Origin of the sequence: Nonomuraea wenchangensis (assembly GCF_900111685.1) — a bacterium.
Taxonomy (GTDB): Bacteria; Actinomycetota; Actinomycetes; order Streptosporangiales; family Streptosporangiaceae; genus Nonomuraea; species Nonomuraea wenchangensis.
Map to the genome: position 1 here is coordinate 36,766 of NZ_FOHX01000023.1, position 20,304 is coordinate 57,069.

A 20,304-nucleotide genomic window follows, 5' to 3' on the forward strand; every position below is an offset into this window, starting at 1 on the left:
CGTCGCCGTGTCTGGAGTTGCCGTGTCGTGGCGCGGGGTCGTGGGCCTGGACTGGCGAAGGGCGTCATGCTGGTGGCAGGCGGGTCCGGCTCTGTGGGGCGGCTCGCGGTGACATGACGGGCATCTGATAGGAAAGTCGCTCATGTCGAGCTTTTTGTCGTCCGAGGAAGCCACTCCCGCCCTGGTCGCACGGCTCAGGGCGGCCGGGTGCGTGTTCGCCGAGGACGAGGCGGAGCTCATCCTCGCCACCGCCCGCACCCCCGACGAGGTCGAGGCCATGGCCGAGCGCCGCGTCTCCGGGCAGCCGCTGGAGCACGTGCTGGGCTGGGCGGAGTTCTGCGGGGTTCGGTTGACCGTCGAGCCGGGGGTGTTCGTGCCTCGGCCCCGTACCGGGTTCCTCATCGGGCAGGCCGTCGCCCTGGCCGGGGAGCTTCCGGGCACGCCGGTCGTCCTCGACCTGTGCTGCGGCACGGGCGCGATGGGCGCCGCCCTGGTCGCAGGACTGGCCCGGCCGGTCGAGCTGCACGCGGCCGACCTCGACCCGGCCGCCGTGCGCTGCGCCCGGCGCAACCTCCCCGGTGCCTCCGTCCACCAGGGCGACCTGTACGAGCCGCTGCCCGCGACGCTGCGCGGCCGGGTGAACCTGCTGATCGCCAGCCCGCCGTACGTGCCGTCCGCCTCCGTCGGGCTGCTGCCTCCCGAGGCCCGCCTGTACGAGCCGCTGACCGCGCTCGACGGCGGACACGACGGCCTCGACGTGGTCCGCCGCGTGCTTGCCGGCGCGCCCGGCTGGCTGGCCCCCGGCGGCCACCTGCTGATCGAGACCAGCGAACGCCAGGCCGAGGCCACCGCCCGCGCCGCCGAGGAGGCGGGGCTGACCGTCCGCGTCACCGGCTCCGACGAGCTGGACGCCACCGCCGTCATCGCCACCGCCCCGCCGTCGTCCTCCTGAGCTCCTCCTCGGCCCGTCCGTCCTCGGAGGCGGGGGGTAAGGGACCAACGGCACCCCGATCCAGGGACTTCGTCCCCAGGTGCGGCTCACCGGGTAGTGCGACCATGGAAGGGGAAGGTCGAGCCGCCGGAGGAGTGCCATGAGCGTCGAGACCCTGATCGCCGAGCAGGTCATGAGCCGGATCCTGGTCGTAGTCAAGCCCGAGGAGTCGCCGTTGATGGCGTGGGAGCTGATGCGCCGCGCGAACGTGCACCATCTCCCCGTCGTGTCCGACGGGCACCTGCTCGGGGTGCTGAGCCGCGAGGACCTGGCGGCCTCCTGGTCCGGCGGGCCGTGGGAGCAGGCGGGACGCCAGGTGGGCGCGCTGCTGACGGGCGAGCGCCGGCCGCGGGTGCTGCTCGACACGCCGCTGCCACGGGTGGCGGCCATCCTGGCCGACTCGGGCTGCGACGCCCTGCCGGTGGTCGGCAAGTACGGGCTGGCCGGACTCATCACCACCTCCGACGTGGTCGCCGCCGTGGCGGGCCGCCGGCCGCGCCCGGAGGACACGGCGGGCGAGGTGATGACCGGCATGTTCCACCTCGAACCGGTGCTTCCACGGGAGAACTGAGAGGGGAAGAGCGCCATGTACGCGCTGGTGGTGTACGAGTCGATGTACGGCAACACGAAGGCGGTCGCCGAGTCGATCGCCGAAGGGCTGGCGAGCGCCATGCGGGCCGAGGTGGCCGAGGTCGCCGGCGCGCCCGGCGTGGTGGGGGCGGACGTGAGCCTGCTGGTCGTGGGCGGGCCGACGCACGCGTTCGGGCTGAGCCGGGTCTCGACCCGGCAGTCCGCCGCGCAGCAGGCCGAGGGCGTCCCGCTGGTCTCCAAGGGACGCGGGGTGCGCGAGTGGCTGGCGGCGCTGCGCACCTCGTCGGCCGCACTCGACGCGGCGGCCTTCGACACGCGGGTCGCCAAGCCGCGCATGCCGGGCTCGGCGGCGCAAGGCGTCGCGCGGCGGCTGCGCCGGGCCGGGGTACGGCTGGCCTGCCCGGCGCGCAGCTTCTACGTCGAGGGCACCCTGGGCCCGCTCGTCCCCGGCGAGCTGGACCGGGCCAGGGAATGGGGTGAGAGCCTGGCCCGCGCCCACACCGTCCCGGTGCCGTAGCCCGGCGTCCGGCGGGATTTCGCGCGAGGCTTCCGTGCGGTGGCGAGGATTCGCCGCCGCACGGTTTTTTGTTTCTCGTGAAATGTCGCAAATTAGCGGCGTTCGCCGCTTCCACCTGCATGGACTTCCCGCCGGATTCGCGATTTCATTTCCCCGTCATCGCCTTTCCAATGATGGGGGGAATAAATGGCACAGATGCGGCGAACAATGGCGGTCGCCGTCATTGTGGTGGTCGCGGCGGCGTTCGCGGCGCCGTCGGCGTCGGCGGCCGGACGGCGCGAGCCGGTGCGTGTCACCCGCTTCCTCGGCGAGCGGAGCCTGCCGCATCTGACCCGCCTGGACGGCACGACGGTGGGCGGCCTGTCCGGCATCGACCACGACCCCCGCACCGGCACCTGGTATTTCATCTCCGACGACCGCTGGCGCTACAACCCCGCCCGTTTCTACACCGGCCGCCTCCACATCGACCGCGTCACGGGCGAGTTCCGCGGCGTGCGGCTGACCGGTGTCACGACGCTCACCCGCGCCGACGGCACGCCCTACCCCGGCTACGGCAAGCCCGAGTCCGCCGACCCCGAGTCCATCAGGTACGACCGCTGGAACGGCCGGCTGCTGTGGGGCGACGAGGGCGACCGGCCCGACGACCGCAACCCCGGCATTCCGCTCTCCCAGCCCGCCGTCCGCGCCATGGACCGGCAGGGCCGCCACCTCGACGCGTTCCCGCTGCCGCGCACCCTGCGGCTGACCCGCGGCGAACGCGGCCCGCGGCGCAACTTCGGCTTCGAGGGCCTGGCCGTCACGCCGCGCGTGGTCACCGCCGTCACCGAGGGCCCCCGCTACGAGGACGGCGCGCCGCCCACCGCCGAGCGCGGCGCGCCCGCCCGGGTGACCGTCTGGAGCCGCGACGGCAGGCTGCGCGGCCAGTACGCATACCCGGTCGACGCGCTGCCCGCCGCGCCCGTCCCGCCGACCGGCGACGCCGACAGCGGCGTGTCGGAGATCCTGGCCGTGGACGACCTGCGCTACCTCGCGCTCGAACGGTCCTGGATCCAGGGCGTCGGCTACCGCGCCCGGCTGTACGAGTTCGACCTGCGCGGCGCCACCGACGTCCTCGCCCGGCGCTCCCTGACCGACGGGCGGCCGTACCGGCCGGTGACCAAGCGGCTCGTCCTCGACCTGAGCGAGGCGGTCCCTCAGTCGGAGACCCCGGTCCAGAACTACGAGAGCCTGGCCTGGGGGCCGCGGCTGGCGAACGGCGAGTGCACGCTCGTCGTCGGCTCCGACGACAACTTCAGCCAGGAGGAGGTCACCCGGTTCCTGGCGTTCGGGGCCACGGGTTGCCGCTGAGCGCCCGTGGCCCCGCGCTCACCCGCTCAGGCGCCCGAGACGGCGGCGGTCACGACGGCGGCGAAGCCGCGCATGCCGAGCGCGTTCGGGTGGAAGGGGGTCGCGGCCGAGGCCGGCACGTACGGCTCGATCCAGCGGGTCCCCGGCGGCGTGCACGGGTCGTGGCCGACGCTCGGGGTCTGCAGGTCGATGAAGCCGACGCCGGCCGCGGCGGCCTGCTCGGCGAGCATGCGGTTGAAGTACTGCAAGGTGGCGCGGATGTAGTTGGCGTCGGCCTTGATGATCGGGACACGCGGGTAGCAGCCGCCCGGCGGCGCGTACGTCGCGTAGCCCACGACGAAGATCCGGGCCTGCGGGGCGCGGGCGCGGATGTCGCCGGCGAGCTGGGTCAGCCGGGGCCGCAGCGCGTCGGTCTTGACCCGCCAGCTGTCCTGGCCGTCCACGATGTAGTCGTCGTTGCAGGCGTCCCCGACGGGCGGCGGCAGCAGGTTGAGGCAGTCCTCGATGAAGCCGGTCAGGCCGACGTCGTTGGCGCCGATCTGCACGGTGACCAGCGTGGTGTCCGCGGTGACGGCGTTGAGCTGCGGCGCCACCGAGCCGAGGTCGGTGCTCTGCGACTGGTACATGTGCGTGGTCTTGGCGCCGGAGCAGGTGACGTCGCGCAGCGTGCGGGCGCCGATGGCCTGGGCGGTCAGGTGCGCGTAGTTGCGGGTGGAGCGCCAGCAGCCCAGCTCGGGCAGCACCTGGTCGGGGATGAGCGGGCCCGCCGCGGCCGAGTCGCCGAGCGCCACGTACACGTCGTTCTGCGCGGCGGCGTTCTGCGCGGCGGCTTGGGCGGGTGGGGAGACGGCTAAGAGCAGGGCGACGGCGGCGAGCATGGCGAGGACACGTCGGGGCATGGGTGAACTCCTCGGGCGAGGGGGGTGAGTGGGGGGTGCCGAGTTTCCGATCGATCGATGATGATGACCCGCGGCTCAACGATGATCCCCGAACGTCATTCTGTGAATTGGACGGAATAGTAAAACAAAGCTGTCAAATCCGGTACATCTCACCACCCCCTATGGGCCCTTGTGCGAGGCGCCTCTCCCGCACCTCGCTCGACGCGGGGAATCACGCCAGGAATCACCCCGAATCCCAAGAAACTTGGATAAGGCCGCTTGAAGGCCGACGATGTGGGCACTTGGGCTGCGTGTCTTCCGTGCTCACACCGCTCCGCCCCGCCGAGGCCGTGCACACTCCGCTCGGCGAGGACCTGGCCCCGCTGCGCGAGCTGGTGCGCGCGTTCGCCGTACGGGCCGGGCTGGAGCGCTCACGCGCCGATCTGCTGGTGCTCGCGGTCAGCGAGGCGGCGGCGAACGTCCTGGAGCACGCCCGCGCCTCCGGCACCGTGAGCCTGCGCAGCGACGCCGACGGCGTCACGGTGCACGTCGCCGACGAGGCCGGCGCCCTCACCGCCGACCACCTGCGCGCCGCCCCGCGCCGGCCCGGCCACGGCGGCCTCGGGCTGCGCATCATCCAGCGCGTGTGCGACCGTGTGCGGCTCGACCATCCCGGCGGCCGTACCCGGCTGGAGCTGTTCATGGGCCACCGGCTGAACGCGGCCTGACGCGCCGGATCTCCCCGGGCGGGCGGCGGCCGGCCGTTTCGGCCCCGCCGGAGAGGGAACCTGGGGGCGATGCCGCTCGACAACACCCCGCTCATGCTCCTTGAAGGTTACGGCTGGCTCCCCGCGCGCCGCCGCGAGGCCCCGGACGGCGTGGCCCGCACCCGCGTCCTGGGCCGCCGCGCGACCGGCCTCTGCGGCCCGGACGCCGCCCGCTTCCTCTACGACGAGGACCACGTGCTCCGCCACGACGCCCTCCCCGGCCTCGTGCAGAGCACGCTGTTCGGCCACGGGCCGGTCCACACCCTGGACGGCGCCGACCACCGGGTCCGCAAGGCGATGTTCCTGTCGCTCATGACGACCGCGGGCATCGCCGACCTCCGCCGGCGTACCGCCGCTGCCTGGGACGAGGCCGCGGCCGGCTGGGCGGCCGGCGACGAGCCGGTCGTGCTCTTCGACGAGGCCGCCCGCGTGCTGGGCCGCGCCGTCACCGCCTGGGCCGGTGTCCAGATGTCCCCGGACGAGGCCGACGAGCTGGCCCGCGACTGCGTGGCGATGGTGGACGGCTTCGCCACGCTCGGGCCGCGCCACTGGCGCGCCCGCCGGGCCCGCGCCCGGCAGGAGGCCCGGCTGACGAGCCTGCTGGAGGACGTGCGGCGCGGCGCGATCCACGCGCCCACCGGCTCGGCGCTGGCCGCGGTCGCCAGGCACGCGGACGCCCACGGCGAGCGCCTCGACCCCCACCTGGCCGCGGTAGAACTGCTCAACGTCATCAGGCCCACGGTGGCCGTCTGCTGGTTCGTCGCGTACGCCGCCCACGCGCTGCACCGATGGCCCGAGCACCGGGCGCGGCTGCGTACGGGTGACGAGGACTTCGCCGAGGCGTTCGTGCACGAGGTGCGGCGCTTCTACCCGTTCGCGCCGTTCGTCGGCGGGCGCGCGGCGCGCGACCTGACCTGGCGCGGCCACGCGATCCCCGAAGGCACGCTCGTGCTGCTCGACGTGTACGGCCAGAACCACGACCCGGACCTGTGGCCCGAGCCCTACTCCTTCCGCCCCGAACGTTTCCTCGGCCGCCCGATCGACCCCTTCGAGCTGATCCCGCAGGGCGGCGGCGACCCGCGCACCGGCCACCGCTGCCCCGGCGAGGACATCACCGTCACGCTGCTGCGGGAGCTGGTGGTCCGGCTGGCGCGGCTCGATTACGACGTCCCGCCGCAGGACCTCGGCATCTCGCTGCGCCGGGTCCCCGCCCGCCCGGCGAGCGGCGTCGTGATCACCGGCGTCCGCGCGCCCGTGACGGCTCCCGTCCCCGGCGAATAGCCGCCGCCCTCGGCGCCCGCCGGGCCTCCTACGGCCAGCCGTAGACCTTCTTGATCGCGGCGGCGATCTCGGTCACCAGGCCGGCGTCGCTGCCGTTGGCGAGCACGGCGAACCCGGCGCCGAGCTTCGGGTAGCCCTGGAACAGCGAGCGGAAGCCGTAGTTGGAGCCGTCGTGGCTGTAGGAGAAGCCGTCGGTCCCCGCGCCGGCGAGGAACAGCCCGCGTCCCATGCCCGGCTGCGGGCCCTCCGACAGCAGCGTACGCACCGACGCCCTGCTGAGCGGGCCGGCGATGTCGGCGGAGGCGGTGTACGCCCGGTTGAGCCAGGACACCAGCCGGCACAGGTCGAGCACGTTCGTGTAGAGGCCGGCGGCGGCCGACTCCGGGTAGCGGTTGCGCTTGCCGGGGATCACGGCGCCGGTCGCGGTGTGGCCGGCGGCCAGCTCGAAGGCGGGCGCGAGCGCGTACGAGCTGGTCGTCATGCCGAGCGGCGCGAACACCTCCGTCCGCATGTAGTCCGCCAGCGTCCCGCCGGTCCGCTGCTCCAGCATGCGCTGCAGCAGCACGAAGCCCGCGCCGGAGTAGTGGTACTCGGCGCCGGGCGCGGTCGTCAGCTCGATCTTCGGCGAGTTGCCCTCGCCGTTCATGACCTGCAGCAGCGTCGGCACGGCGGCGTCGGGCCCGTAGCCGGCGAAGCCGCCGCCGCCTGAGGCGAACCCGGAGCAGGCGCCGGCCGGCGAGGTCGAGCCGCGGCCGACGACGCCGGCCCGGTGGGCGAGCAGCCGGTCGATGGTCGGGGCCGCGGTGGAGGTCACGCAGTCGCGCTGCGGCAGCGTCCAGCCGAGGTGCGGCCGGACGTCGGCGCTCAGGGCCGGGCCGCCGGTCTGCGCCAGGCGCAGCACGCCGAGCGCCGTCACCGCCTTGCTGATCGAGGCGGCCTGGAACGCGCTCTCCGGATGGGCCGCCGCCGCGCCGCCCGCCTCCAGCCGACCGTAGCCGGTGGACCAGGCGATCTTGTTGCCGACGACCACGGCGACCGTGACGCCCGGCGTGTGGTAGGCGTTCATGCGCTGCCAGAGCGTCGCGCCGCCGACCGCGTTCTCGACCTTGCGCACCTTGTCGGCGGGCAGCGCGGGCACCTTGCCGCGGGTGCTCAACACCCAGCCGCCGCCCGGCGCGAACGCCACGGTGTGCACCTGCCAGCCGCCGCCCGCCAGCGTTCCCATCTTCGTGAAGCAGGCGTCGGGGATGTTGCGCGCGAAGTACTCGTCCTGCGCCACCACCACCCAGCCGCCCGCCTTGGGGAAGGCCACCCGGGTCAGCTTGCGGCCGCCCTGGGTGAGGTTGCGCATCATCTGGTAGCACTCGTCGTCCACGCCCTTGGCGTAGAAGGCGTTCGCGGCGGTCACCACCCACCGGTCGCCGCCCGCCGGCGGGAACGCCACGTCCACGACCTGCTGCCCGGCGGCGTAATAGGACTTGATCCGGTCCAGGCAGGCCGCCGGCAGGCCGCGCGCCGACACGCCCTTGTCCGTGGTGATCACCCAGCGGTCGCCGCCCTCAGGCGGGAAGGCCAGGCAGTGGATCCGCCGGCCCGCCTTGGACAGCGCCCCCAGCTCGGTGAAGCAGGCGTCGGGGATGCCGCGGGCGAAGTAGCGGCCGTCCTGGGTGACGACCACCCAGCCGCCGGACGGCGTGAACGCGAACGCCGTCACCCCGTACGGCGCCAGCTCGCCCAGCTTCGCGTGCGCCTCGGCGGTGACGCCCGCGTCGTGGAAGGGGTAGGTCGCCGCCAGCGCCGGCGCGGCGGACCCGGCGGCGGCCAGGCCCGCGGCGCCGGCCAGGGCGAGAAAACGTCTGCGTTCCATGCGGTTCACTCCTCACGTCGAGCCCCCGGGGCGAGGCGCGCGGACGATCTTACGACCGCGCGGCACAGACGAGGGAATCGTTGTCAGAAGGGGCGCCGCTCAGTCCAGGTGTCCGGCGATCTCCGCGATCTCCTCGGTCTGCGCCTTGACGATGCGGTCGGCCAGCTCGCGCGTCGGCCCGTGCACGCCGCCCGTCCGGACCTCCTCGGCCATGTGGATGCCGTGTTCGAGATGCTTGGACACCAGCGTCAGCCAGCCCCGGTCGAAGCCCGGCCCGGCCTTCAGCTCGGCGCCCGCCGCCGAGGTCTCCTCCTTCGGCACCGGCTGGTCCCAGGACGTGAGCCAGTCCGACATCGCCTTGATGTCGGCCTGCTCCTTGGGGATGAGCTTGGTGCCGAGGTCGCGTACGTACGCGCCGGAGCCGCGCTCGACGGCCAGCCCGGCGAGGTGGATCGTCTCGCGGTGATGGGTGATCATCTGCTGGTTGAACCGCACGTCGGCCTGCGAGTAGCCCGGATCGGCGCCGGCCGCGGCGCACCCGGCGGCCAGCGGGGTCGTCAGCAGGGTCGTCAGCAGGGCGGCCGTGGTCATCCTGAAGCGCATGTAGGAGGGTACGCGGGCGGCGACGCCCGGGTTCAGCCGAGTTTGGCGGCCAGCTCCGCGGCCAGGACCAGATCCTCGGCGATCAGCCCCGAGGAGGTGAACAACGTCGGCGCGCCGGGCGGCGGGGCGCCCTCGCCGGTGAGCACGTGGTGCAGGTCGGTGTCGCAGCCGGGCACCCCCGCGTGCTCGCCCACCACGTAAGGCCGCCAGCTCCCGGCCTCCGGCGTCCGGCCGCCGACCACGTTGACGTGCGACCCTGGCCCCGGGATCGGGCCGGGGAACAGCGGGCCGGGCAGGCAGACGCACACGATGTCCGCCTCCGCCACGTCGTCCGGGTCGCCGGGGACGACCTTCGCGCCGTGCTCGGCGTCCAGCTCCCCGGCCAGGCGGCGGGCCCGGCGGGGGTCCGGGCCGACGACGCGCACCTCGTCGGGCTGGCGTACCGCGAGCATGGCCCGTACGTGCGCGCGGGCGTCGTCGCCGGTCCCGAGCACCACCAGCCGCCGGGCGTCGGCCTTGGCCAGGTGCCGGGTCGCGAGCGCGCTCGCCGCCGCCGCCCGCAGCACGGCGAGCGCCCGCGCGTCGAGCAGCAGCCGCGGACGCAGCTCGGCCGCGTCGAACACGACGAGCACCGCATCCTCCCCGAGGCCGGGCTCAGGGACAGGGACGCGGGGTGCGGGGGTGGTGGCGAGGCGGGCGGCGGCCCATCGGCCGCGTTCGCCCGCCGACAGCACCAGCTCACCGCCCCCCAGCCCGGCGCGGGCGGCGGGCGCGTCGGGCCCGGGCGGGCCCGCGCGGAAGGCCGCCTCCAGCGCCATCACCGCGTGTTCCATCGGCAACATGCGCCGGATCTGCTCGTCTCCCAGGTACGGCGGCCCGGCCACGCGCGTCTCCCCCCGTCTCGGCTCGGCTGCCGCGCCAGTCTGCCGCAGCCCCGCACCCCCCGACAGGGCCCCGGGCACGGTGAACCGCCGGGGGAGTGGTCGCCGCGCACACCCACGACGATCGTGACAGGACTACCGTCGCGTCACCGCCTTGCTAGAGAGGAGCTCGCCCATGAGCCGATACCGGGTCTCCATGGATATCGGCGGCACGTTCACCGACGTCATCGGGTACGACGAGACGACCGGCCGCTACCATGTCGGCAAGTCGTCCACCACGCCCGACGATCTGACGAGGGGTGTGCTGACCGCGCTGGAGTCCTTGGTGGACTCCCCCCGTGACATCTCGTTCACCGTGCACGGCACCACCCAGGGACTCAACGCCTTCCTCGAACGGCGCGGGGTCAAGGTGCTGCTGCTGGCCTCCAAGGGAGCGGGCGACACGTACCACATCGCCCGTGGCCCCCGTACCCGCCTGTACGACCTGCACTTCCGCAAGCCCGAGCCGCTGGTGCCGAAGCGCGACATCGTGGAGGTCGGCGGACGTTTCGACGCCGCGGGCGAGGAGCTGGAGCCGCTGGACGAGCAGGCCGTGCGCGAGGCCGCCCGCCGCTACCGTGAGGGCGGGTTCGGCGCGATCGCGGTGGCCTACCTTTTCAGCTACCTGGACCCGGCGCACGAGCTGCGTACGAGGGAGATCCTGCTGGAGGAGCTGGGCGGCGAGGTGACGGTGTCGCTGTCGCACGAGGCCGCCAAGGAGTGGCGCGAGTACGAGCGCACCTCCTCCGCCGTGGTCGAGGCGTACACCGGCCCGGTCGTGCGCCGCTACCTGGAGCGTCTTGAGACCAACCTCAAGGAGCGCGGGCTCACCGTGCCGATGCACGTCATGCAGTCCTCCGGCGGCATCCTGACCGCGGAGTCGGCCCGCCGCCGCCCGCTGCAGACGCTGCTGTCCGGCCCCGTCGGCGGCGCCATGGGCGGCGTCGAGCTGGCCCGCGCCATCGACCGGCCCAACCTCATCGGCGTGGACATGGGCGGCACCTCGTTCGACGTCTCGCTGGTCATCGACGGCCAGCCGGACATCTCGCCCGAGGCCAACATCGAGGGCCTGCCGATGCTCATGAGCGTCGTCAACATCCACACCATCGGCGCCGGCGGCGGCTCGGTGGCCTGGCTGGAGGCGGGCGGCCTGCGCGTCGGCCCGCGCTCGGCCGGCGCGACCCCCGGCCCGGCCTGTTACGGCCGCGGCGGCACCGAGCCGACCGTGACCGACGCCAACCTCGTGCTCGGCCGCATCGACCCCGACTGGTTCGCGGGCGGCACGCTGGACCTCGACACCGAGGCGGCCCGCCGCGCGCTCGACACCGTCGGCCAGGGACTCGGCCTGGACACCCTCGCCATCGCCGAGGGCGTCTGCGACGTCGCCAACGCCAAGATGGCCCAGGCCATCAGGACGATCACCGTCTCGCGGGGCATCGAGCCGCGCGAGTTCACGCTCGTCGCCTTCGGCGGCGCCGGGCCCATGCACGCCGTCTTCCTCGCCCGCGAGCTGGGCATCAAGGAGGTCGTCGTGCCGCGCTTCCCCGGCGCGTTCTCCGCCTGGGGCATGCTGCAGACCGACATCCGCAAGGACTTCTCCGACACCTACTTCCACCTCGACGCCGACCTCGACGGCGCCGACATGGCGGCCAAGCTGCGCGGCATGGCAGAGGAGGGCCTCGCCTCGCTGGCCGGCGAGGGCGTCCCGGAGGAGAACCGCCGCGTCGAGCACGCCGTGGACATCCGGTACGCGGCCCAGGAGTACACGCTCACCGTGCCGCTGTCCGACGCCGACGAGCCGGCCGCCGAGGGCTTCGTCGAGGTCATCGCCAAGCGCTTCGCCCAGCAGCACGAGACCCGCTACGGCCACGCCAACCTGGGCGCGCCCATCGAGTTCGTGACGCTGCGCACCACCGCCTTCGGCGACCTCGGCCGCGGCGCCGCCGAGCAGGTCGGGCAGGCGCAGGGGCCGGACTTCGCGCACGAGACGCGCGAGGTCGTCTTCGACGGGCAGGCCCGCCCGACCATCCTGGTGCGCCGCGAGGCGCTGTCCGCCGGACACGCGTTCGAGGGCCCGGCGATCATCGTGGAGAGCACCGCCACCACGGTCGTCCCGCCCGGCTTCTCCGTGTCGGTCGACCCCATCGGCTCGCTGGTCGTTCGCAACACCGAGGAGGAGCAGTGACCACCCCCGCCCAGACCGCCGACGTCCAGACCGCCGACGCCAAGACCGTCGACCCGGTCGTCGTCGAGATCATCCGCAACGCGCTGTCCGCCGCGGCCGACGACATGAACGCCACGCTCATCCGCTCGGCGTACACCCCCATCATCTACGAGTGCGGCGACTGCGTCGTGGCCCTGCTGGACGACCAGCACCAGGTCCTCGGCCAGTCCGCCGGCCTGCCGATCTTCCTGGGCAACCTGGAGACCTGCACCAAGGCCACCGAGGAGCAGTTCGGACGGGAGGTGTGGCAGCCGGGCGACGTGTGGATCCTCAACGACAGCTACCTCGGCGGCACCCACCTCAACGACGTGACCATCTTCGGCCCCGTCTTCGTGGACGAGGAGCTGGTCGGCTTCACCGCCACCCGCGCCCACTGGATCGACGTCGGCTCCAAGGACCCCGGCGGCTCCATGGACTCGGTCAACATCTTCCAGGAGGGCCTGCGGCTCGCGCCGCAGAAGCTGGTCGAGGGCGGCGTGGACGTCCACGGCGCGATGAGCACGATCGCCACGAACGTGCGCTTCCCGTACCAGACCAGCGGTGACATGCACGCCATGATCGCCACGATCAAGATGGGCCAGGCCCGCCTGGAGGAGATCGTGCGCCGGTGGGGCCTGGACACCCTCCGCGCCGCCCGCGACGAGATCTTCGCCCAGACCGAGCGCCTGGAGCGCGAGGTCATCGCGGCCATCCCCGACGGCGTGTACGAGGCCGAGGGCTGCCTCGACAACGACGGCATCGACCTGGACACGACGGTCCCGATCAGGTTGAAGATCACGGTGTCCGGCTCGGAGATCGACTTCGACGTCCGCGACTCCGCCGACCAGACCGTCGGCCCGGTCAACTGCGGCGTCTCGCAGACCGTCTCGGCCTGCCGGGTCGGCTACAAGCTGCTGGTCAGCCCGGACGTGCCCGGCAACGGCGGCTCGTTCCGCCCGATGACCGTCCAGGTCAGGGAGGGATCGGTGTTCGGCGCGGTGGCGCCGGCCGCCTGCCAGTGGTACTTCTCGCACCTCGGCCTGCTCATCGACATGGTGGCCAAGGCGCTCGCCCCCGCCATGCCGGACAAGGTCGCCGGGGCCAGCCACGGTGACTCGATGATCGTCCTGCTGGCCGGCACCGACCCGCGCACCAAGCGCGACTACGTCAGCCTGGAGGCCACGCTCGGCGGCTGGGGCGCCTGGGACGGCTCCGACGGCGAGACCGCGCTGATCAACAACGTGAACGGCTCGCTCAAGGACATCCCGGTCGAGGTGTTCGAGACCCGCTACCCGTTCCGGATCAGCGAGTACGCCATCCGCCCCGACTCCGGCGGCGCCGGCCGCTTCCGCGGCGGCAACGGCGTCGTCCGTGAGTACACCGCGCTGCACGACTGCACGGTGTCGCTGTGGTTCGAGCGTTCGCTGACGCCCGCCTGGGGCCTGTTCGGCGGCCACGACGCCACCCCGCCGGAGATCATCGTCAACCCGGGCAGGGAGGACGAGCGCCGCCTGCTGAAGTGCAACGGCATGAAGCTGAAGAAGGGCGACGTCATCCTCTGCAAGACCGGTGGTGGCGGCGGCTTCGGCGACCCGGCCGAGCGTGACGCCGAGGCGGTACGGGCCGACGTGCTCGACGGCCAGGTCTCGGCCTCGCGGGCCGGGGAGGTCTACTCCTTCTCCGCCTGACCAGCGGGGCGGCGGCCGGCCCCGGAGCATCTCGCTCCGGGGCCGGCCGTTCTGCGCGCCGGTCGGCCGACCTGCCTGGCTGCCGGCCGGTCTACTGGCTCGGCTGCTGGGTCGCCGCCTGCCGGCCGTTCTGGAGCTCGGGCAGCAGCGCGTAGCAGGCCAGGTGGAGCGCGAGCCGCTGGTCGGGGTGGTCGAAGTCGACGCCCCGGGCGCGGATGCGCTCCACCCGGCCGAGCACCGTGTTGCGGTGCAGGCCGAGCCGCGCCGCCGCGCGCCCGGTCGAGCCGCCGCAGTCGAGCACCGCGGCCAGGGTCACCACCAGCACCGGCCCGTCGGGCGCGGCAAGCAGGTCGGCCAGCACCAGCCGCGCGGCGGCGGCCAGCTCCGCCTGGCCGAGCGTGCCGAGCAGCGCCCGGTAGCCGAGCTCGTCGAACGTGCGCACCTCGCCGTGCCCGAGCCGGACGGTCGCGCCCGCGGCCAGCACCGCCTGCTCCAGCGAGGCGCGCAGCCCCTCGCCGCCCTCCGCGGCCCGGCCCACGCCGGCGCTGAGCGGCACCGGGACGCGCATCCTGGCCAGGTGCCTGCGCAGCGCCGCCGCGACCTGGCCGGACTCGATCTCCGGCTCGGTCCACCAGCTCGCCCAGCCGTCCTGCCACGGGGCGAGCGGCAGCTCGGGCAGCACCTCCTGCCAGGCCGACACCACGCCCGGCGACAGGCCGGCGCCCTCCAGCGCGGGATCGGTGCGCAGGAACACCGCCACGTGCCGCCCCTCCAGCCGCCAGCCCGGCAGGTCCACGCCCGGCTCGGCCTCCACGGCGCCACCGGGCCGGGCGAACAGCGCCGCCAGCGCGGCCCTCGCCTGCTCGGCGCCGTAGACGGCGCTCACCCGCTCCCGCGCCACCGACGTCGTCAGCGGGGCGCGCGCCAGGCGCAGGATCAGCCGTACGCTCTCCGCCCACGTCGGGGCCGGGGGAGCGGCCAGGCCGGCGACGAGGTCGGCCCAGCGGCGGCCGTCCGGGCCGGGGACCTCCACCCGTACCTGGTGCTCGGCCCGCGCCGCCGCCGACTGCCCGGCCAGCAGGTGCCCGTCCGGCAGCAGCAGCGCCGCCGTCACGCCGGGCACCTCCGCGTTGATCACGCCGAGGATGCCGCGCGGACTGCTGCGCTCGGTGAACAGCTCCGCGCAGCGGGCCGCCAGCCGGGCCCGCGCCGCCTCGGGGCTGGCGACCACGGCGGCCAGCTCCAGCGCGTACGCGGCCGGGTCCTCGCCCACCGCGAACACCGGCAGCCGCATCCGCGTGGCGAGCTGCGCCGTCGCCGAGGTCGGGCCCGCCTCGGCCGGGCTGACCAGGCAGGACGCGCTGCGCTCCCACGCCAGGCGGAGCGCCGACTCCACCATCCACGCGCCGTGGCCGAGCGTGGCCGACAGCACGACGACCGTGCCGGGGCCGTGCGAGCGGATCTGGTCCAGCTCCGACACCAGCGCCACACGGGACACCCGCCGGCCGAGGTCCTCGCCGACCAGCATCTGGGCGCGGCCCAGCGGGCCGTACCTGACCAGCTCGTCCACGGTGAGCTGCTCGGCGACGCGCGGGGCGCGTACGCTGCTCAACGGCTCGCCTCCTTCGGGTGCCGTAGCGGGAAGCCGAACGCGCCGGGGCCGCCGAGCGCCAGGCCGGGGATCGTGTGCCAGAGCGGCGCGGCGGGCACGACCAGCACGTCCACCAGGTCGCCCGCGGTCAGCCTGCCGGGGCCGGTCATGCGCAGCGTGCCCCGGTCCAGCAGGCACAGCAGGTCGGGTACGGCCGCCGCCAGCGAGCCGTCGGACAGCGCGAGGATCAGCTCGTTGTGCGCCTCGATGCGGATCAGCCGGCCGCTGTCGTGGTCGTGCACGGCCAGGCCCACCGGGTTGCCGGGGAAGAGGGCGGCGGCCTGGCGTACCGAGGGCCCGATCTCGACCAGCCGCCCGCCGCCGAGCACGCTTGCGCCCGTGACGGCGGTCAGCTCGGCCAGCAGCCGCTCATGAGGCGCCACAACCCGCCGCGCCCCCGGCCCGCCCTCCCGATAAGGCCCGCCCTCCCAGGAGGGGCCGCCGTCCGGCGCGGGGCCGCTCTCCCAGGGTGGGTGGGCCGGGCCGCCGGTCCAGGCGGGGCGGCCGGGCGCGTGGGCGAGCAGGACGCGGCCGACCTCCAGCACCCGGCTCATCGAGCCCGGGATCGCCGCCCCCGCCAGCTCGCCCACCCGCGTCGGGTAGAGCGCGCACAGCAGCCACCCGCCGGCGCTCTGCGCCACGACCCGCGCCAGCCGCTCGGCCCGCGCCGACCCGGTCTCCAGCAGCAGCGAGTCGTAGCCGGCGCTGACCGCCGCCATGGGCGCCAGCGACAGCCCGGCCAGCTCGAACGTCGTCTGGTGGATGAGCGGGAACACCCGCCCCATGCCGTCGCAGTCGATGAGCGGCAGCCCGAGCAGCGCCGCCGCCGCCACCGGGAACAGCGCGTTGACGCTGGCGGCGTTGAGCGGCAGCACCGCGCCGAGCGGCCCGCACCGGCCCTCCAGGCTGCGCGCCAGCACGGCCGGCTCGTCGCCGGAGGGCGGCAGCTCGGCCATGGCGGTGGTGGAGCCCATGGCGCCGATGGCGGCGCAGGCGGTGCCGGGGTCGAGGTCGCCGGCCGCGACCAGGCGTACGGGGCCGGTGTGGTCCAGGATGTCGCCGAGCCAGACGCCGGCGAAGTCGATGCCCTCGCCCGCCGCGCTGGTGGAGAAGAACTCCGCCCCGGCCAGCAGCGCGGGCACGTCGGCGGCGGTGATCAGCCGCTCGCTCACGTGTCTTCGCCCGCCTCGCCGCCCGCGCGGACCATCAGCCGGTAGGAGCCGCTGCGCAGGAACGACATCGACACCGCCCGCGAGCTGACCACGCGCTCGCTGCCGAGCCGGGCGCCGCTCTCGGCCACCAGCGTCAGCGCGCGCTGCTCGGCGATGCCGCGCTGGCGGTCCAGCTCCTCGCGCGACTCGGCGTAGACGACGGTGTCCAGCCAGGCCGTCGGCTCGGTGCAGGCCGCGCCGACGGCCGCGAGCTCGCCGCCGGGCAGCACCAGCCGTCCTGGTGCGGGCAGCCGGGCGGCGACGGCATGTGCCCGTCCGGCCGCCTCGCCGGCGGAGCCGGCGGCCACCACCGCCTGGTCGGGTTCGTGCTCGGCGAGCAGGGCGAACGCGGCGGCCGAGGCCGAGGGGGAGCCGGGGATGCGGGTCAGCGACGCGGTCGGCACCGCCATGCGCACCCCGCCGGGCCCCGGCCGGTCGACGGTGACCTCGGGCAGGCCGCCCGTGACGTGGCCCACGGCGAGCGCGTCCGGCAGGGCGAGCCCCACCAGCGCGTCCCCGATGCCGGCCAGCCGGGCCGCGCCGGTCAGCGCGGCCGCCTCCGACGCGGCGAGGGCGAGCACCGGCAGCAGCCGTAGCCGTTCGGCCGAGATGCGCCCGCCGTCGCCGGCCGCGAACCAGGTGGACACCCCTGGCCCTACCAGCTCGCCCACCCGTACGCACCGCTCGGCCAGCTCGGCCGCCCGCGCCAGCAGCGCCGCGTTGATGACGGTGGCGGCCTCCCTGTCGAGCAGCCCCAGCCCGCCCACCTGGTGGGACAGCGACACCCGCGCCTCGGGGCGGGTGTCGTGGACCAGCTCGGCCGCGGCCAGCTCGTGGTCGGCGCAGCCGGGCGCACCGCTCGCGGTCACCGCGAGCGCGGGGATGCCGCGGGCCGCGGCGGCCTCGGCGAGGACGGCGTAGATGTCGAGCGGCGCCAGCTCGACGCCGAACAGGTCGTGGCCGCCGATCACCGCGCCCCGCCGCGCCTGCAGGGACCGCAGCAGCGGGGAGGGGTGGCCGGAGCCGAGCCCGCCCGCGGGCAGCCGGGGCACGACGCGCACGACCGCGACCGGCGTGCCGGCCAGGGCGGGGTCGAGCTCGGCGGAGACATCCCAGGTGACGGAGCCGACACGGGTGCCGCCCGCGAGGCCGCGCAGCATCCGGGCGAGGACCCGCTCGCTCGCGTTGGGGCCGGTGGCGTGGCGGGGCTCGCCGTCGCCGACGAGTGCGGCGTGCGCGCGCCCCGCACCCAGCAGGATCCCGATCCGCGCGCCCTCCACCTAGCTCCTTCGGCCTCGCAGCAGCCGGTCGAGGCTCACCGCGCCGAGGATGAGCGCACCCTGTACGACCTGCTGATATATCGTATCCCAGCCCAGCAGGTTGAAGCCGTTGCCGATCAGCGTGATGAGCAGGACGCCGATCAGGCCGCGCCAGATCGCGCCCTCGCCGCCCATGACGCTGGTGCCGCCGACGACGGCCGCGGCGATGGCGGTCATCTCCATGCCGGTGGCGAGGCTCGCCTGCGCGGACCCGCCGCGGGAGGCCAGGATGAGCCCGCCGAGCGCCGCGCACACGCCGCTGATGGCGAACACCGCCACCTTGATCTGCCCGACCCTGATGCCGGACAGCCGGGCGGCCTCCTCGTTGCCGCCGATCGCGTACACGCGGCGGCCGAACGTGGTGCGGGCCAGCACGATCCAGCAGACCGCGACCACGGCGAGGAACAGCAGCGACGCCGCGGTCACGCCGCCGAGCACGGTGGGCCAGCTCAGCGCCTGGAAGGCGGTGAGCCGGTCCTCGGCCGGGTAGACGATCGCGCCGGCCGTGAGGATCACCGCCAGGCCCCGGTAGATGATGCTGAGCGCCAGCGTCGCGATGAACGAGTGCACCTTGATCCGGACGACCACGATGCCGTTGATCGTGCCGAGCACCGCGCCGGCCAGCACGCCGGCGATCATGCCGGGGCCGACCCCGGCCACGTTCGTGACCGCGACGGCGACGATCGCCGACAGGGCCAGCACCGCGGTGATCGACAGGTCGAACGACCCCGAGATGATCACCAGGGTGGCGGCGGTGGCCAGCAGCCCCACCACGGCTGCCTGGTCGAGCAGGTTGACCAGGTTGCCCGTGGTGAGGAAGGTCGAGGTGCTGATCGACAGCACCACGATGATGAGGACCACGCCGAGCACGATCCCCAGGTCGCGCAGCCGGGCCGAACGGCCGGGCGCGGCTTTCACGTCCGCCTTGACGTCCGCGGTGGTGGCGGTCATCGGTTCTCCTCAGGAAGTTCGGTGTCGGGGGTGTCGGCGAAGGCCAGCGCGACGACCTGCTCGGGGGTGGCCCGGCCGCGCTCGAACTCCCCGACGAAGCGGCCGTGCCGCATGACCAGCACCCGGTGCGCCAGGCCCAGCACCTCCTCCACCTCGGAGGAGACCACCAGCACCGCCATGCCCTCGGCGGCCAGCTCGACCAGGAGCTGGTGGATCTGGCCCTTGGCGCCCACGTCCACGCCGCGGGTGGGCTCGTCCACCATCAGGACCTTGGGGCGGTCCATGAGCCACTTGCCGAACAGCACCTTCTGCTGGTTGCCGCCCGACAGCGTCCACACCGGGCCGCCGAGGTCGGAGCCGCGTACGTCGAGCCCGCCGAGCATGGCGCCCGCGGCCTCGCGCTCGGCCCCGCCCCGGACGAACCCGGCCCGCTGCCGGCTGCCGAGGCTGGCGAGGGCCACGTTCTCGCGGACCGAGCGGCCGAGCACGAGGCCCTGGTCCTTGCGGGACTCCGGCACCATGGCGAGCCCGGCCTTCATGGCGCGGGCGGGGGAGCCCGCGGGCACCGGCCGGCCGGCCACCTCGACCACGCCCGCGTCGGGCGCGTCCGCGCCGAAGATCGCGCGCAGCGTCTCGGAGCGTCCGCTGCCCACCAGGCCGGCGATGCCGACGATCTCGCCCGCGCGGATGTCCAGCGACACGTCCCGTACGGCGCTGCCGCGGCGCAGGCCGCGGGCGCTGAGCAGCACCGGAGCGTCCTCGCGCACCGGCCGCGGCTCGGGGTAGAGCAGCTCGACCGGCCGGCCCACCATGTCACCGACCAGGCTCTGCGGCGTCTGCTCCGCGGCCGGGCCGGTCTTGATGTGCCGGCCGTCGCGCAGCACGGTGACGTCGTCGCAGACCGACAGCACCTCCTCCAGGAAGTGCGAGATGAGCACCACGGCCGCGCCGTCGGCGGCGAGGCGCCTGATGACCTCCATCAGGCGCTCGGTCTCGTTCTGGGTCAGCAGCGCGGTCGGCTCGTCCATGCCGATGACCGACGCGCCCGAGGCCAGCGCGCGCAGCACCTCGACCTGCTGCTGCGCGGCGATCGGCAGATCCCTGACCAGCGCGGACGGGTCCAGCTCGAACCCGGTCCGCTCGCTCAGCTCGGCGAAGCGCCGCCGGTCGGCGCGGCGGTCGCGCCAGCCGAGGCGGTTGCGCCAGCGCCCGAGGTACACGTTGTCCAGCACGGTCATGGCCGGCACCAGGGCCAGCTCCTGCGAGATGAGCGTGAACCCGTGCCGCAGCGCGTCCCTGGGCGAGCCGACCGTGATGGGCCGGCCGTCCAGCAGGATGCGGCCGGTGTCCGGGGCCACCGCCCCGCACACCGCCTTGAGCAGCGTGGACTTGCCCGCGCCGTTCTCGCCGAGCAGGCCGTGCACCCGGCCGCCGTGCAGGGTGAACGACACGTCCTGCAGGACGGGCACGCCGCCGTAGGACTTGCCGAACCCCTCAAGGTCGATCCTCACCGGCGGCT

The 20,304-nt window shown here is 74.5% G+C and carries 17 protein-coding genes; 8 read left to right on the forward strand and 9 right to left on the reverse strand.

The window, feature by feature from the left end; translation table 11 throughout:
- The first annotated feature begins 142 nt into the window (after positions 1-142).
- The 4 genes from BMW85_RS43000 (at position 143) to BMW85_RS43015 (ending at position 3,446) form a co-directional block, all read left to right on the forward strand.
- Positions 143-952: a putative protein N(5)-glutamine methyltransferase gene (locus BMW85_RS43000; protein WP_091093194.1), complete on the forward strand. Its 810-nt coding sequence runs from the start codon at positions 143-145 to the stop codon at positions 950-952.
- Between the two features lie 139 nt (positions 953-1,091).
- The gene (locus tag BMW85_RS43005) at positions 1,092-1,562 is read left to right on the forward strand and encodes a CBS domain-containing protein (RefSeq protein WP_091093196.1); all 471 of its coding nucleotides are present in this window, start codon (positions 1,092-1,094) and stop codon (positions 1,560-1,562) included.
- A 15-nt stretch (positions 1,563-1,577) separates the two neighbouring features.
- Positions 1,578-2,099, forward strand: a complete 522-nt coding sequence (locus BMW85_RS43010) for a flavodoxin family protein (RefSeq protein ID WP_091093198.1) — start codon at positions 1,578-1,580, stop codon at positions 2,097-2,099.
- A 195-nt stretch (positions 2,100-2,294) separates the two neighbouring features.
- Entirely contained in the window at positions 2,295-3,446 is a 1,152-nt protein-coding gene (locus BMW85_RS43015; RefSeq protein WP_245775410.1) for an esterase-like activity of phytase family protein, read from the forward strand.
- A 26-nt stretch (positions 3,447-3,472) separates the two neighbouring features.
- On the opposite strand, the gene BMW85_RS43020 is transcribed toward BMW85_RS43015, so the two are convergent.
- Positions 3,473-4,345 (reverse strand): SGNH/GDSL hydrolase family protein, encoded by an 873-nt coding sequence (locus BMW85_RS43020; protein WP_245775411.1) that lies wholly within the window; start codon positions 4,343-4,345, stop codon positions 3,473-3,475.
- Positions 4,346-4,644: 299 nt separating this feature from the next.
- Here BMW85_RS43020 and BMW85_RS50070 point away from each other — a divergent pair, with 299 nt between their 5' ends.
- Positions 4,645-5,052 carry an ATP-binding protein gene (locus tag BMW85_RS50070; protein ID WP_177241173.1) on the forward strand — a complete coding sequence of 136 codons (408 nt, stop codon included), beginning with the start codon at positions 4,645-4,647 and terminating at the stop codon, positions 5,050-5,052.
- 69 nt (positions 5,053-5,121) lie between these two features.
- Entirely contained in the window at positions 5,122-6,372 is a 1,251-nt protein-coding gene (locus BMW85_RS43030) for a cytochrome P450 (RefSeq protein WP_091093204.1), read from the forward strand.
- A 28-nt stretch (positions 6,373-6,400) separates the two neighbouring features.
- On the opposite strand, the gene BMW85_RS43035 is transcribed toward BMW85_RS43030, so the two are convergent.
- The 3 genes from BMW85_RS43035 to BMW85_RS43045 form a co-directional block, all read right to left on the reverse strand.
- Positions 6,401-8,239 carry a serine hydrolase domain-containing protein gene (locus tag BMW85_RS43035; protein ID WP_091093205.1) on the reverse strand — a complete coding sequence of 613 codons (1,839 nt, stop codon included), beginning with the start codon at positions 8,237-8,239 and terminating at the stop codon, positions 6,401-6,403.
- A 99-nt stretch (positions 8,240-8,338) separates the two neighbouring features.
- The gene (locus BMW85_RS43040; protein ID WP_091093207.1) at positions 8,339-8,842 is read right to left on the reverse strand and encodes a DUF305 domain-containing protein; all 504 of its coding nucleotides are present in this window, start codon (positions 8,840-8,842) and stop codon (positions 8,339-8,341) included.
- Positions 8,843-8,874: 32 nt separating this feature from the next.
- Positions 8,875-9,726, reverse strand: a complete 852-nt coding sequence (locus tag BMW85_RS43045) for an NAD(P)-binding domain-containing protein (RefSeq protein WP_091093209.1) — start codon at positions 9,724-9,726, stop codon at positions 8,875-8,877.
- 172 nt (positions 9,727-9,898) lie between these two features.
- Between BMW85_RS43045 and BMW85_RS43050 the strand changes: the two genes are divergently transcribed.
- Positions 9,899-11,947, forward strand: a complete 2,049-nt coding sequence (locus BMW85_RS43050) for a hydantoinase/oxoprolinase family protein (RefSeq protein WP_091093210.1) — start codon at positions 9,899-9,901, stop codon at positions 11,945-11,947.
- A complete protein-coding gene (locus BMW85_RS43055; RefSeq protein WP_091093212.1) occupies positions 11,944-13,653 on the forward strand; it encodes a hydantoinase B/oxoprolinase family protein in 1,710 nt (569 codons plus the stop codon). The genes BMW85_RS43050 and BMW85_RS43055 overlap by 4 nt, the downstream gene beginning before the upstream one ends.
- A gap of 91 nt (positions 13,654-13,744) precedes the next feature.
- On the opposite strand, the gene BMW85_RS43060 is transcribed toward BMW85_RS43055, so the two are convergent.
- Genes BMW85_RS43060 through BMW85_RS43080 form a run of 5 tightly spaced genes read right to left on the reverse strand, consistent with a single transcriptional unit; the run spans position 13,745 to position 20,296 of the window.
- Positions 13,745-15,265: a PucR family transcriptional regulator gene (locus tag BMW85_RS43060; RefSeq protein ID WP_218156191.1), complete on the reverse strand. Its 1,521-nt coding sequence runs from the start codon at positions 15,263-15,265 to the stop codon at positions 13,745-13,747.
- Positions 15,262-16,476, reverse strand: coding sequence for a DUF917 domain-containing protein (locus BMW85_RS43065; RefSeq protein ID WP_091093213.1), 1,215 nt, complete (start codon positions 16,474-16,476; stop codon positions 15,262-15,264). Before BMW85_RS43065 ends, BMW85_RS43060 begins: the two co-directional genes overlap by 4 nt.
- Positions 16,473-17,795: a hypothetical protein gene (locus tag BMW85_RS43070; protein WP_091093215.1), complete on the reverse strand. Its 1,323-nt coding sequence runs from the start codon at positions 17,793-17,795 to the stop codon at positions 16,473-16,475. Before BMW85_RS43070 ends, BMW85_RS43065 begins: the two co-directional genes overlap by 4 nt.
- Positions 17,796-18,785 (reverse strand): ABC transporter permease, encoded by a 990-nt coding sequence (locus BMW85_RS43075; protein ID WP_091093217.1) that lies wholly within the window; start codon positions 18,783-18,785, stop codon positions 17,796-17,798.
- Positions 18,782-20,296, reverse strand: a complete 1,515-nt coding sequence (locus BMW85_RS43080; protein ID WP_091093218.1) for a sugar ABC transporter ATP-binding protein — start codon at positions 20,294-20,296, stop codon at positions 18,782-18,784. The genes BMW85_RS43075 and BMW85_RS43080 overlap by 4 nt, the downstream gene beginning before the upstream one ends.
- Positions 20,297-20,304 lie beyond the last annotated feature (8 nt).